Raw genomic sequence first — 14,207 nt, 5'->3', positions numbered from 1 at the left:
GAGACTGTAAAATTTACTTGATCTTTTTCTAATTTGTTACTACTACAAATATTCCAACTCTAGGACACATCAATTCTACTTTTCCATCTACTAAATTGATGGTTGCATATTCTTCATAAAAATTTCTTGTTAATTCATCATATCTTAACACTTTAATATTTTTAGCTGTAGTATGTTTAAACGGAATAGATAATTTTATATTATCTAACTTAAAGTTTTTACCTGAAACTTGTATAAAATCTGATAATACTCCTTTTCCTCTTAGCTTTTGATTTAAAGTTTTTGCAACAATTGGCTCTACTCTGCCCAAAGACATTTCAATTTTGTCATCATTTATATACGGCTGTAATGTAAGTCCATAAAGAGTGACATCTGCCCATTTTGACTTTGTTTTAAGCATGCCTATTTTGTATCTTGTCTCTCCCTCATACCAAATTTTTCTAATATATGTATCTATACCCATGGCTTCATCTAAATTTACATTAACCTCTCTTGCATTAATGTCACTTGGAGAAAGTAATAAAGTATCTTTACTTATTTTCAAATCACCCCTTACTTCTCCATACTTTCCATTGTCTTTCAATTTATATTCTTCATTAGGAATCTTCCTATGATCTCCAGCCCGGACAACACTCAACACATCATATACAAATTCATTTTTATGATTTGAATCATTTTTCACTACAATGTCATACATACCAACTTCAAGCTTATTTCTACCCTGTGGTAATTCTACATAAGCAATCACCTCTTTTTTTCCTGTCTTTGGATCTGTAACTTCTCTAATCCTTACATATTCCGCTTCAATCTCCTCACCAGCTACATTCCTAAAATATACTTTTATTCCATGCTCATAAAATAAATCTCCTTTTATAAGGATTTCTTCATTTTTACTATAATCTTCTACTACACTTCCTATTATCACATCTTTTGCTATAGGAATAAAATTTGTATAAAAAATCCAACTATAGGCTTCATTACCTAATTGATCTTTTGTATTATTTTTTACTATATTCTCCGCAATAAATGCTGTATATTTTTCTCCAGAATTCACTTTATCCTTAAGAGGTATATATACATAAAATTCATTTCCTTTTCTCTCTCCTAATATCACTCCTTCTTCATCTACAAAATTTTTATCTGTTCCTGGTATAGATAGCCTACATACAGATGGATCTGTGTTTGCTAGATAAACTTTGTGATCTATGTCTTCAAACACTATAATCATGTGATAAACTGTTTTTTCTCCGATCTTTTTTGTATAGAATGTAAACTCATCATAACGAATGGGGTTTTCTGCAGCCTCTACTCCCTCAGGAGATACTCTTATCCTTTTGGGTCTTCCTTTTGATTGAACTTCAAAGGTTCCTCCTTTGCAAATCAAGTCATCACTCTCATTTTTAATCCAAATTTCATAAATCCCTACATTCTCTTCTTTTGCTAATTCTTGCGCTAACATTCCATTGATCTTAATGAGTATTTTCGTTACATCTTGAAAAAATATATGTTCTTTAGGTATTTTTATTTCTTTTCCATCTTTTTCTCTAATCAAGCTTATATTTTTCATCTCTTCATTAAAGTTGTATCCTAAAATTGTTACATCTACTTCTTTATAAACAAAATCTAGCACTGTAATCTCTTTTTTTGGAGAAATTAAAAGATTATAGATTCCTGTTTCTAATGTTTGATTTCCTTCTATGACAAAATTTAATTGCAGTTTTTCTGTAGGAACATTTCCTCTTGTGACAAAAGTATTATTAGGTATATCTAGCTGATAATAGCTTCCTGATCTCAAAGTCTTATCTGGATACAAATAAAATTTAGTCTTTTTTGCATTTCCTTCAAAGTAATATTCAAGATGATACTGATCAATATTTAATTTTATTGTAGATACCATTTTATCTGTATCTCCTTCATAAAGTGTAATCTCTGATAAAGGATCTTTCAGATGAGGATTTACAATAATTTCTCTATCTAGATGAATAATAATAGGTGTAGCTTTACTATATTGTGGCACTCCAAATAATGTATATTTTTTATAAGGAGCATCTTTATCTTCCTTGATTGATTCTGCTTTGATAAAATCCACAAGCCATTTTGGATGATTCTTATCATTTGTTGGACAAGTCCATATTTTCTGATTGATATTTTCTCTTAACTTTTTTTGATAATCATCAATGATAATATCTGTATTATCTAGCTTTATATAATATCCATTTAAATGAACTAGCTCATGTCTTGGAGTAATTTTAATAATATTTAGATTTTTTCCATTCGCATCTTTAAGTATTTCTACTTTATCAACTGGAACTTCTTCTTCCTCTGTATTTGGATATATAACCTTTTTATCATAAATCTTACCTGCTGGATCATATTCATTTGAATCAGCTTTTGGTATTTTTAAAAGCCTAAAATAAGCTTTTGCCTCTGTATCTAATATACCGTTCCACTGTATACTTCTATTAAAATGAATATAAATATTTCCATCTTTATTCAGCCTTGTAGATCCTATAGATGTAATATCATCATTTTGCATATCTGAAGTATATTTTATAATATCTAATCCTGGATCTTTGGGAACCTCTCTTTGTCCTGTAATAAAGTATAAATAAATCTGTTCTTTATATTTATCACTATCATCTATACTATACTTATGATCTGTGAATGTAAGAGCTTCTTTATCGATTGTAATCTTATATACTGTATTTTTTCTTAGTGGATGCTTACCATCTCTATAAAGACTATTGATATCAATTTTCAATGTTCTTTGATCAGGTGTAATCCATATATGTTTGTCCATATCAATAGCAAAAATATTTCCATCAGAGCTTAATGTGATTTTTGTCTTATCAATATCTTTTATAGAATATTTAAAAGGTATTTGAATCAATGGATTGATTTCTACATCTTCTTGATTATTTTGTGGATATATACTACTCCAATTCACTAAATCATCTGTATTAAATTTAAGTGTTTGCTCATCATTATATATTTCTTTTCCATTTTCGAGTTCCTTTGTATTCTTTAAAAGAACTGTATTCGTTTTAATAGTCACTTCGTATTCTGCAAAATCTTTTAATTTTCCACTTTTAGATTTTAGAATCAGTTCATTCCCTTCTATAGATACTTCATAATTGTCTATTGAATCTGGTATATCTTCTCCATAAAGCTCTACTTTTGGATCCATCATAGAAGTTGTATGAATGGTTATGTAGTCTGATTTATTGTTTTCTCTATTTTCTTCAGTGAAAAGTTCTGTACAAAATTCAATATCATCTACAAAAGAAAATGTAATTGTACCATTTTGATAATCAACTTGATTTTTAGTAGGTTTGGTCTCTTTAATAATATCTTGTGGATATATAGACTTTTCATCTCCTTCTGTTACAAACGGAAAATTTATACCTTTACTTTCTTTTCCTTGAGCATTTATAAAAAAACCTTTAGGAATAGAAATATTATACAAAGTATGCCTTCTCAATTCTAAAGGATGCATATACGTATTATCTCCTGGTCCATCTTTTAAAGTGATTCTTATCTCATTATTTTGTATTGAATATTCAAACTTAAAATGATCTGCATCTTTCTCTCCATTCACCAAAATAGCTATTTCGTTGAGACTCTTATTAAGAGTTAGATTCGAATCAAATGATAAGTCTATGTATTTAACATTATAATTTACTCCTTTTTCTCCTTTATTAATCTCATTTTCATCAATCTTTACTTTCATAGATACATCTATTGTATCATCATTTTGTGCAAATCCTGTTTGAATAGGAATAGTACTTACTAATAAAATAATTGCTAAAGTAAGACTAAATATTTTTTGAAAAACTCTCATGTAATCCCTCCATTTTAAAGTCCGTATAACATAAACTTTATTTTATATGTTTCAATTTTGAAAAAATCTATAAAAAATACCCTTTTGCTTATATTATCGGACAAATTTCGACTTTTCTTTATTTTTTACCTACTTCTTATTCTACCAAATTTTTCTTGTATTGTTTGTTTCTTTTTTATTACAACCCTCATATAGTTCTTTTGGACTATTCTTAAGCTAAATGTTAATTTAAATAGAAATTCATAAAAATTAGGAATACTCATTAGATTTTGCTTATGTTTTTTATAAATCTTTTATTAAACAAAACTATAATATAGTCCTTTTTTCACGGTTGAGGTTTCACTCTTTATTGTGATACAATAAAATGAGTATATAATATTTTGGAGGTATTCATTATGAAAAGAAAAATTTTAGTATTTTCCTTAACTTTAAGTCTAATGTTTTCAGGAACGATAATAGGAAATGCAACATCTTATAGTCCAGCAAATATAAGTGCTCTTCAATATGAACTAGATCAAAAAAATATTGAAATTACAAATCTTAAATTTCAACTTAGTCAAAAGAAAATAGAACTTGAAATTTTAAGAAATGAACGTAGTACATCTACTAGTAGTAGCAATTCTAGTAGTAGCATTAAAGACGTACAAGATATTTTAAACGATCGATATGATAATCATAAAAACAATGGTCGAACTATGTATTTTGATGATTTTACTGTATCTCAACTCTCTAGTGGTAAAATACAAGTAAAAATTTATGCCGATTTTGATCGGGATGATCGTATCTGGAAAAGCAGAAGCAACTCCAATTTCGAAGATTTTATAAAAGATATTTGTAAAGAAGTAAACAGGAAATATGAAAAAGATATTGAAATTACAGTATATGATAAGGATAGAGATAGAATTGCAGAATATAGTTATGATGAATATAGAAATAAATTAAAAGATGATTATACTTACGGAGGATCATCTAGTTCTTCTAATGATCTAGATGATGTAGAAAAGATTTTAAATGATCATTACGATCGTCATAAAAATGATGGAAGAACCTTAAAATTTGATTATAAACTTGTAAATTATAGTAATACCATAGATGTAAAAATGTATGGAGACTTTTACAAAAATGATAGAGATTGGAGAAGTAGAGATAAAAAAGAATTCGAAAAATTTATAAAAGATGTTTGTAAAGAAGTTAATGATGCCTTTGACATAAATGTAATGGTTTATGTTCATGACAAAGACAAAGGAAATAGTATTGGAAGATACGAATTCAAAGACAAAGATAATTCTTTTGAAGTAAAATATGAAGAATAAAAAAAATCGCATAATGCGATTTTTTTTATTCTATCTCTACATAAAATATTTTTCCTTCTGGGTTTTTATAAATTTTAATCATATCTCCTATTCCAATCACAGAAGGAGGATTGACTTTTCCATTTTTATACACTGGGAAACCCTTATGAAAACTAGATATATTAGATCCTTGTATCAAAATATCTCCATAGATACCATCATCATTTAAAATAGTAATTACTGAATTTTCTACTCCTACTAAATTTAAAAATCTAGGATTTTGCTGAGAGGACACATAGTTTTGTATTTTTTGTATCTCTCCATATTCTACATTATATCCTTTCATTCTAAGTATTGTCTCAGAGGCTGTATCTAATACAGCTGATAACTGAGCTCTTGTAATATTAGCTTTAGGGTTTAACCGTCCCCCATCACCATTTATTATTCCTGCTTGTAAGGCAGCCTCTATCATAGGTATATTTTCAGTTTTTATATTTTTAAAATCTTTCATTGTATAAACTCTTTGTTGATTTTCATAGACAGGACTAAGCCCTAAAGTTCTTGCTGCCCATAAAATAGATTGTTCTTTATCTACAGATACTTTCCAAGTATATGCTCTTTTCATTTGATCTTTTGTTATTCTTTCTATATTTCTTAATTGTTGAGGTTTTAAATCTTCATCATCCTCATATTTCTCTCTTTTAGTTTCAATATGTTGATCTATTTTTTCCTTTTGAGCATCTGATAGTTTTTCAATTGCTTTTATTTCATCTCCAGTAAGAATCCCTAGATTTTGAGCAACTTGAATATAAGCATCCATATAAGTATCATTTTTTGTATTAAATTGATATTTTCCAGTATCTATATCTTTTATATTCCCTTGTGCTAGTGTTTGAGCTTCTTCTTCTCCTCCTAAGAGTCGTACCATCCACATTAACGCTTCTTCTCTTGAGATCTTGGCGTTTGGATAAAATTTATTTGTTCCTTTTACTACTTCTAAAATCCCCATCTTATAAATAGATTTTTTTGCCCAATGATTTCCTACATCTGTAAAGTTACTATTTTGATACATACTTGTATAGTTTTCTACACCTTCATAAGTAAGGTCAAAAGCATATGCAGAAAATGTAAAACTCAATAAAGTCATCATCACTACCAATAGTCTTGTTTTTTTCATTTCTTCACCTCTTCTATTTGTCTATTTATTATTTCGTCATATTCTTACTTTTCTTTTAGTATATATTATTTTTATAAACATAATTATCCTAAAGCAAGAACGACACTGGGATCGTTCCCTACAAGGCGAGTTTTCAAAGTTTTAGATTTTAGAGATTCATGAGATTATAGAAATCTCAAAATGAAACTTTTAGGCTATCTATTCTATTGGATTTTTATAATCATACCTAAATATAAAAATACTTAAGGCAAATGCCTTAAGTATTTTTATATTTATTCTTATAATTTTTCTCTATCTACTAATCCTCTTTTAACAATTTCAGTTACAGCAAAAGTTCCAACATCATCTGCATAAGATCCAGCACCAAAACCTGCATCATATCCTAATTCTGTTGCAAGCTCATGGCTAACTCTAGGTCCTCCACAAATCAATACCACTTTATCACGAATTCCTTCTGCTTCAATAAGTTCTACTAGGTTTGTAAGGTTTTGGATATGAACATCTTTTTGTGTAACTACTTGAGATACTAATAATACGTCTGCATTTAATTCAATTGCTTTTGCAATGAATTCTTCGTTTGGCACTTGGCTTCCTAAGTTGTATGCATCTACACCTTCATATCTTTCAAGTCCATAGTGGTGATTGTAACCTTTCATGTTCATAATAGCATCAATACCTACTGTATGAGCATCTGTACCAGTACATGCTCCTACAATAACAACTTTTCTTTTAATATTTTCTGCAATATATTCTTCTACACCTTCTTTACCAAAAGATGTTACTTCTACTTTTGGTACTTCAATAGTTGTAAAATCAATTGTATGAGAGCATTTTCCATACATTACAAACATTGTATATCCTACACCAAGATCTTGTGCATGAGAAACAGCTGGTTCTTCAAGTCCCATTTTAGCTGCAAGACGTTTAGCAGCTTCTTTTGCTTCATCTCCACAAGGAACTGGAAGGGTAAAGCATAATTGTACTATCCCGTCATTCATTGTGTCTCCATATGGTTTAATTTTAGTTAAGTCTATTTGATTTGTTGACATTATCTTGCACCTCCTAACATTAATTCAACAAATGGGTTGAAGTGTTTTGGATCTTTTGTAGTAACTCCTTCAAGACCTTTTCCTCCATCTATTGCTCTTCTGATTCCTGCAAATTTACCTTGTGCAATTGTTTCAAACATTCCTTCTTCTTCGATTTGTTCTAACAAATCAGCAGCATGAGCTAATACTTCTTGTGCTCTTTTTTGAATGATTCCATCTTTTTTAAACTCTATTTCACCGGAAATATCTCTAGCATTGTTAAATACATATTTAGCATTGTCAATAGATAATGCTCTATCTTGTAGTAGTGGAGTATGGATTGCTTCTGTAAGCATTCCTAATAATTGAAGACTTTGGTTTGTCATGATTGCAACCATATTAAATAGTGCATCTTGAATATGACCTTTGTAGATATCTCCTGTCATGAATTTTGTTGGTGGCATATATTTAAGTGGTGCTTTAGGGAATATTTCTCTTGCCATTTGTGCTTGTGATAATTCATATAAGAAACCATTTTTAGTTTGTGGATCCATTTCAAATGCATGACCAAGTCCCATTTGTTCTTCTGGAAGTCCAGCTACTAATGCAAATTGCTCATTGATAAATTGAGATGCAAGCACTGTATGTGCTTCTTCTATAGCATCTGCAGTTGTTAGATAGTTATCTTCTCCAGTATTTATAATAACTCCTGCAAAACCATTGATAATTCTTGAGAAATATTGGTCAACTAACGTTCTTTGAATATTGATATCTCTAAATAAAATTCCGTATAATGCATCATTTAGCATTACGTCTAATCTTTCCATTGCACCCATAGCTGCAATCTCTGGCATACAAAGTCCTGAACAGTAGTTACATAATCTAATATATTTTCCAACCTCTTGACCAACTTCATCTAATGCTTTTCTCATGATTCTGAAGTTTTCTTGTGTTGCATACGTTCCACCAAAACCTTCAGTAGTTGGTCCATAAGGTACATAGTCAAGTAAACTTTGACCTGTTGTTCTGATTACTGCGATAATATCTGCTCCTTGTTTTGCAGCAGCTTGTGCTTGCAATACGTCTTCATAGATATTACCAGTCGCAACAATTACATATAGATATGGTCTTGGACCTTCTCCTAATGTAGCTAAAAAATGATCTCTTTGTGCTCTATTTTGTCTAATTCTTTCAACCATTTTTACGGCAATTCCTTGAACAGCTTCTTTGATTTTTTCATCATCTGCTACAGGAACTTTTGTCAAATCAAGTTCTCCTCTTGAAACCATTTCAGCAATCTCTTGAGGCTCTTTTTTAGTGTGGATCATCGCATTACCAATCCAGTAAGCTGCTCCTGCTCCTAATCCACCACCTTCTTTAATGTTGTCTACTACAACATTTGGTAGTGGTACTTCAATTTCATCAATACCATCTATTCCTAAAAGTCTAGCAACAGCTCTCTCTACTGTTACTGTTGTATGTTTGTCGATAAAAATTTGAGTGTCTGCTGCAATTTTTTCAGAAGATTTTCTTGCTCTATCAATAATGCTTTGGTCTAGGTTTAACTTACTTTGCATTCTTTTTCCTCCTTTTTTTAGTTAGCATTTAGCCGTTAGCAGTTAGCATCTGCAAAATACTAACGGCTAACCGTTAACATTGTTGTAGATATTTCTCTGCATCTTTTAATAGATGCTCTTGAAGTCCCATAAGTCTTGCAATATTAATAGCATCTCTTGGTACTTCATATTTGTTTTTTACTTCTATCAATCTATAATCCATATATTTATGAACAACTTCTATTCCACCTTCTAAGGTTTTTCCAATTTCTTCTTTTAATGCCTCATAATCTACTCCTTTAAGACCTTTTACTTGTAGATGATCAATATCATCATCAGATGTTAATCCATCAAAATGAGAAGTAATCACTGTAATCGTCTCTTTCTCCTTTAAGAAATTGATTAGTGCTTTAGAAATTGCATATCCTTCAGATGGATTTGTTCCTCTTGCTAGCTCATCAATTAAAATGAGTCCACTTTCATAAGCTCTCTCAATAATATTTTTAATTTGTAATATTTCTGCCCCAAAAGTACTCAGTCCCATATCTGTTGACTGCAAATCTCCTAAAGAGAAAAATATATAATTCTTTATTGAAAAAGTCATCTCTTTTGCAGGAACAAATAATCCAAATTGGGCCATAGCACTTAAAACTCCTATAAGTTTTAAGGATATGGTTTTTCCTCCCATATTAGCACCTGTAATACAGGTAACACCTTTTTTTAAATTTACAGAAATAGGTGTAAATTCCTTTCCCTGTTTTCGAAGAGTGTCAGAGACTTTTATATGTCTTCCATCGATGATCGTAAGGGATTCTTTATCTGAAATTTTAGGCTTTACAGCTTCCATTCCTATTGCCAAGTATCCCTTAGCAATTAAAAGATCTAATAATCCGATAGCTTTTATATTTTTATAAAGATCTTTAATTTCCTTTTTTAAAGCTTGAGTCAAACTTGTTCTTATAACAAATTCTTCTTCTTCTTCTTTTAATTTTAGTTCTTCTAGTTTTTTAAGTATTTCATCTATATTTTCTTCAAGTTTGACTTTAAAAGTAATATTCATGTAAGTTTCTGAACTATATACAAGGCGAGAACAATTTTCCAAAGCCTTTACTGCTTTTTGATCACTCTTATTTACAGATATTTCACCATTTGGTCTTACTTTCATATTAATTTGTTGTTGTACATCTTCTCTTGCTTGTTTTTTAGAACGTTGTATTTGGCTTTCCATATCTTTAATTTGTTTTCTTAAAGATAATAATTTTTCTGAATAGGTATCATATATATAAAAAGTATTGACACCATTTTTTTCTGGATCTAATAGATCCATTAGGCTGGGCATAGGCATAATCTTTAAATCTAGTGGCACGTTCCAATTTAACTTTTGAATATTTACATCCATTTGTTCAAGCAAAAATAAGAAGCTTTTGATTTCAAATAATTCTACTGTGCTTAAGACCTCATCTTCTTCAATCCTTTTAAAAGAACCTCTCAAATCTTTAATGTGTTTAAATATATTTCGCATATCTACTAATGTGTATCTATGCTTTTGAATCAAACTCACTACCTTTTCAATTCGTTCATATTCTTCTAAAAGTACCGACTTTTGTTCTTTTAAATAAGGAATCATCTGTTTTTTAGCAGTATCTCCATAAGGAGTATATACAGTAATTCTATTAAAAATATAGTCAAGCTCTAAATTTTTAAATATTTGTTCGGAAATAAACATCTTTACTCACCACCTAACACAACATCAAAAACAGGAATTGGATTTAAAAACTTTTTCATATTTGCCAGAAATTCTTCTGGCTCATAATAATATCCTTGAGGAGCATAAGGGTTAATTGTCACCGCTAAAGGATCCATTTTATCGATCACTTGTACTTGAACGCCTGCTTTTTTAAAAAACAGCCAATCTTTTGAAGATATGAATATCTTTGTTGCATCCCTTACTATAAAAATTACATTTTTGTATTTTCTAGTAGTTTCAACAATCTTTTTTAGAGTATTGGTTACTAAAGACCCTCCTATAACTACATATCTTGTTTCATCTGTAATAGCTCTTCCAATTATATCTCCACTATTTAGTGCTGTTTGTATGTCAATAGAAGTTACTTTTTTATCTTCATCAATAATGGCATAACCTTTTTGATCTATTATTTCTTGTGCCATGATTTTAATATCTCGATCTTGTACTGGTGGCAATGCAAATAACTGTACTTGATGCATTGTCTTTTCTATAACTTTGTTCATATCACGACTAATTACTGCCCCTGTTGCCAATATGGTAGCCTCTGTAATAGATGGTGAAGCAGATGAAATTCGATCTAATGCTCCATCTACTACTATTAAATCTGCTCCTCTTGCTAGAAGTTTATCACATACCATTTTGATTTCTCGGTTTGTATTTGGTCCTGCAATCTGAACATATCCTGAAGTTTTGGCTTGAACAATCACAATTTTTCCCATAGCTGTTGAAAAATCTGTAACTTCTAAGATTTCAAGCTTTGCTTCTGTGTATTTGAAAGTCCCTTCTGTTGTTGCAAGTAAAGTTCCTTCCTCTACATAAATCATAGGTTTTTCTGTTTGAGTCACAAGATCTTGATTTTCTCCGTCTCTTCCTGTAGAAGTCAATCCTATTTTGATATTTTTTTCCATGGCTTCATCAATAATTTGATTTAGGGTTACTGTTTTTCCTGCATTTTTTGACATCCCTACAACTGAAACGACCTTGTATTTATTCAGTATTAAATCCAATAGCTGCATAAATTTTCCCCCTCAAAGTTATGAACAGCAGTTAGTTAGCAGCTAGGCTGCTAACTATAATCTGCCGAATCATTTTTACTCATGATGAGTTCTTTTTTTTCTGTCTAAATCAGTTGGCTCAAGAGCAACTTGATTTCCTTGTAATAATCCAGCAACACCAGTAATTTTGTGTTGTTTTTCGCCACTACATACTGGGCAATGACAGGTATCTTTATATGGAGAAGGCTCTGAATAAGTTGTAATAACTCCTTCGAAGTTTCTTAATACTACCTTATTTGGTGATTGAGAAATTACATATTGTGGCATAACTGGAGTTTTTCCACCACCACCAGGAGCGTCAACAACAAATGTTGGTACTGCATATCCTGAAGTATGTCCTCTTAAACCTTCAATAATTTCGATACCTTTAGAAACAGGAGTTCTGAAGTGTTCGATACCCATTGAAAGGTCACATTGGTAAATGTAGTAAGGTCTTACTCTGTTTTTAACAAGATTATGCATTAATTCTCTCATTACATGTACACAATCATTTACTCCTCTTAAAAGTACAGATTGGTTTCCTAGAGGAACACCAGCATTTGCAAGTAATTCTAATCCTCTTTCAGCAGTAGGTGTAATTTCTTTTGTATGGTTAAAGTGAGTGTTTAACCAAATTGGATGATATTTTTTAAGCATATTTACAAGTTCTGGTGTAATTCTTTGAGGCATTACAACAGGAGTTCTTGATCCAATTCTTACGATTTGAACGTGTGGGATTGCTCTAAGTTTTTTGATGATGTATTCTAATGTTTCATCATCTACTAATAAAGCGTCTCCTCCTGATAATAATACGTCTCTTACTTGTGGAGTATTTTTAATATATTCAATAGCTTTGTCAATTCTTGCTAATGGCATTGCATCGTCACTACTTCCAGCAAATCTTCTTCTTGTACAATGACGACAATACATTGAACACATGTCAGTAATTAAAAGAAGTACTCTATCTGGATATCTATGAGTAAGTCCTGGTGCAGGAGAGTCTCCATCTTCATGAAGTGGATCTTCCATGTCAGCATCAGCTTTATGAGTTTCAAGCATTGTAGGTACTGCTTGCATTCTTACTGGACAATGTGGATCATCTTTATCCATTAAAGATGCATAATATGGTGTAATACCCATTCTTAATATTTCTAATGATTTTCTAATTCCTTCTTCTTCTTCTTGTGTAAGGTTTACTACTTTTTTAAGATCTTCTAATGTTGTAATTCTGTTTTTTACTTGCCATTTCCAGTCATTCCATTGCTCATCTGTAACATCTTTCCATAGTTCGATTTCTTTGTAGTTTCTCATTGTTTAAAAAACCCCCTATAATTATATTTTAAAAGAAAATCGTTTTCTCTGCGTTGCACACAGAAATCTATTTATCTATTGGTTAAGCACCGTAGCATTTGCTACGATGCGTTATCCTATTATGCATATAATTCTTCGTAGATTTCTCTAATTTCTTTGCTTTCTCTTAAAATTTGAAGAGTTTGTTCTGCATGACCTTTTGTATATCCATTACCCATAATCATTGTTACATCAGAACCAACACCCTCTGCTCCTAATGCTGCTTTTGTAAAGCTTGTAGCCATACTAAAGAAGTAAATTACTCCATCATTTTTAGTAGCTAGGATACTTGACATTTCAGTATTTGGAACATTTACGTTATTGATTGTAACATCAGTCATTTGTCCATCTGTAAGTTCTTTGATTTTTTCCATCATTTCAACTGGTTTTGTAGCATCTGCTGCAACATATACGTCAGCTACATTTGCACGTTTTGCAACTTCTAAACTTTTTTCACTATGTCCTAAGCAAATTACTTTACCAGTAACTCCTGCTCTTCTTTTTGCTTCATAACAGCAAAGCATACCTGATTTTCCAGCTCCACCAATTACTAATACAGTGTCTCCTGGTTTTACTAATTTAGCAGTTTGAGCTGGAGCTCCTGCTACGTCAAGTGCAGATAAAGCAAGATTTTCTGGAATATCATTTGGAAGAACTGCATAAATTCCTGATTCAAATAAAATTGCTTTTCCTTTAATGTCTACTTGATCAATATCTTTTCTTACAGTTACGATTTCATCTATTCTTAATGGAGTTAAAGATAAAGATACTAATGTAGCAAGTTTATCTCCTACTTTAAGATCTGTTTTTCCTTCTAAAGCTGATCCAATTTTTTCAACTGTTCCGATTAACATACCACCAGAACCAGTTACTGGGTTTTGATGCTTTCCTCTTTCAGCAACAATTCCTAACATAATTTCTTTAATTTTTTCTACGTCTCCACCTGCTTGTTCTTTTATTTGTGTAAAACTTGCAGAGTCAACATTTAATGTTTGAACATTTAATAAAATCTCATTGTCGTAAATTTCCATATTGTTATCAATTTTTGTAGCAGGTTGTGGAAGAGCTCCTTTTGGCTCTATAACCCTGTGTGTTCCATAAGGACATCCTTTTTTCATCTTAAGTGCCTCCCTATTTAATTTGTATTTTTATATCATATTTTGTCATATTGACCTTTAATTC

Annotated in this window: 9 protein-coding genes; 1 reads left to right on the top strand and 8 read right to left on the bottom strand. The window is 30.7% G+C overall.

Translation table 11 applies throughout. The features are described from left to right. Nucleotides 1-28 precede the first annotated feature (28 nt). A complete protein-coding gene (locus tag EK368_RS10090) occupies nt 29-3,841 on the bottom strand; it encodes a hypothetical protein (RefSeq protein WP_129599238.1) in 3,813 nt (1,270 codons plus the stop codon). Between the two features lie 395 nt (nt 3,842-4,236). On the opposite strand from EK368_RS10090, the gene EK368_RS10085 reads away from it, so the two are divergent. Further along, on the top strand, nt 4,237-5,154 hold the full coding sequence (locus tag EK368_RS10085) for a hypothetical protein (RefSeq protein ID WP_129599234.1): 918 nt from the start codon (nt 4,237-4,239) through the stop codon (nt 5,152-5,154). Between the two features lie 25 nt (nt 5,155-5,179). Here the strand turns inward: EK368_RS10085 and EK368_RS10080 are convergent, their stop codons facing one another. From EK368_RS10080 to kdd, 7 genes are all read right to left on the bottom strand, one after another. Then, a complete protein-coding gene (locus tag EK368_RS10080; protein WP_129599231.1) occupies nt 5,180-6,310 on the bottom strand; it encodes an S-layer homology domain-containing protein in 1,131 nt (376 codons plus the stop codon). Nucleotides 6,311-6,588: 278 nt separating this feature from the next. Then, nucleotides 6,589-7,359: a lysine 5,6-aminomutase subunit beta gene (gene kamE / locus EK368_RS10075; RefSeq protein WP_129599229.1), complete on the bottom strand. Its 771-nt coding sequence runs from the start codon at nt 7,357-7,359 to the stop codon at nt 6,589-6,591. After that, complete coding sequence (gene kamD / locus EK368_RS10070) at nt 7,359-8,915, bottom strand: lysine 5,6-aminomutase subunit alpha (RefSeq protein ID WP_129599226.1); 1,557 nt, start codon at nt 8,913-8,915, stop codon at nt 7,359-7,361. The genes kamE and kamD overlap by 1 nt, the downstream gene beginning before the upstream one ends. Nucleotides 8,916-8,988: 73 nt before the next feature. After that, a complete protein-coding gene (kamC, locus tag EK368_RS10065) occupies nt 8,989-10,620 on the bottom strand; it encodes a lysine 5,6-aminomutase reactivase ATPase KamC (RefSeq protein ID WP_129599224.1) in 1,632 nt (543 codons plus the stop codon). A 2-nt stretch (nt 10,621-10,622) separates the two neighbouring features. After that, nucleotides 10,623-11,657 (bottom strand): lysine 5,6-aminomutase reactivase subunit KamB, encoded by a 1,035-nt coding sequence (gene kamB, locus EK368_RS10060; RefSeq protein WP_129599222.1) that lies wholly within the window; start codon nt 11,655-11,657, stop codon nt 10,623-10,625. A 75-nt stretch (nt 11,658-11,732) separates the two neighbouring features. Next, nucleotides 11,733-12,986: a lysine 2,3-aminomutase gene (gene kamA / locus EK368_RS10055; protein ID WP_129599219.1), complete on the bottom strand. Its 1,254-nt coding sequence runs from the start codon at nt 12,984-12,986 to the stop codon at nt 11,733-11,735. Between the two features lie 119 nt (nt 12,987-13,105). Continuing rightward, nucleotides 13,106-14,143, bottom strand: a complete 1,038-nt coding sequence (gene kdd, locus EK368_RS10050; protein ID WP_129599217.1) for an L-erythro-3,5-diaminohexanoate dehydrogenase — start codon at nt 14,141-14,143, stop codon at nt 13,106-13,108. Nucleotides 14,144-14,207 lie beyond the last annotated feature (64 nt).

Source organism: Anaerophilus nitritigenes (assembly GCF_004138215.1).
Taxonomy (GTDB): domain Bacteria; phylum Bacillota; class Clostridia; order Peptostreptococcales; family Thermotaleaceae; genus Anaerophilus; species Anaerophilus nitritogenes.
Note: the sequence above shows the minus strand (reverse complement) of the source record. Positions and strands in the feature narration are given on the sequence as shown.

What these genes read in the sequence shown, in the direction of transcription:
- kamE (WP_129599229.1), bottom strand. Translation starts at nt 7,359, where the DNA reads ATGTCAACAAATCAAATAGACTTAACTAAAATTAAACCATATGGAGAC.
- kamD (WP_129599226.1), bottom strand. Translation starts at nt 8,915, where the DNA reads ATGCAAAGTAAGTTAAACCTAGACCAAAGCATTATTGATAGAGCAAGA.
- kamB (WP_129599222.1), bottom strand. Translation starts at nt 11,657, where the DNA reads ATGCAGCTATTGGATTTAATACTGAATAAATACAAGGTCGTTTCAGTT.
- EK368_RS10085 (WP_129599234.1), top strand. Translation starts at nt 4,237, where the DNA reads ATGAAAAGAAAAATTTTAGTATTTTCCTTAACTTTAAGTCTAATGTTT.
- EK368_RS10080 (WP_129599231.1), bottom strand. Translation starts at nt 6,310, where the DNA reads ATGAAAAAAACAAGACTATTGGTAGTGATGATGACTTTATTGAGTTTT.
- kamA (WP_129599219.1), bottom strand. Translation starts at nt 12,986, where the DNA reads ATGAGAAACTACAAAGAAATCGAACTATGGAAAGATGTTACAGATGAG.
- kdd (WP_129599217.1), bottom strand. Translation starts at nt 14,143, where the DNA reads ATGAAAAAAGGATGTCCTTATGGAACACACAGGGTTATAGAGCCAAAA.
- kamC (WP_129599224.1), bottom strand. Translation starts at nt 10,620, where the DNA reads ATGTTTATTTCCGAACAAATATTTAAAAATTTAGAGCTTGACTATATT.
- EK368_RS10090 (WP_129599238.1), bottom strand. Translation starts at nt 3,841, where the DNA reads ATGAGAGTTTTTCAAAAAATATTTAGTCTTACTTTAGCAATTATTTTA.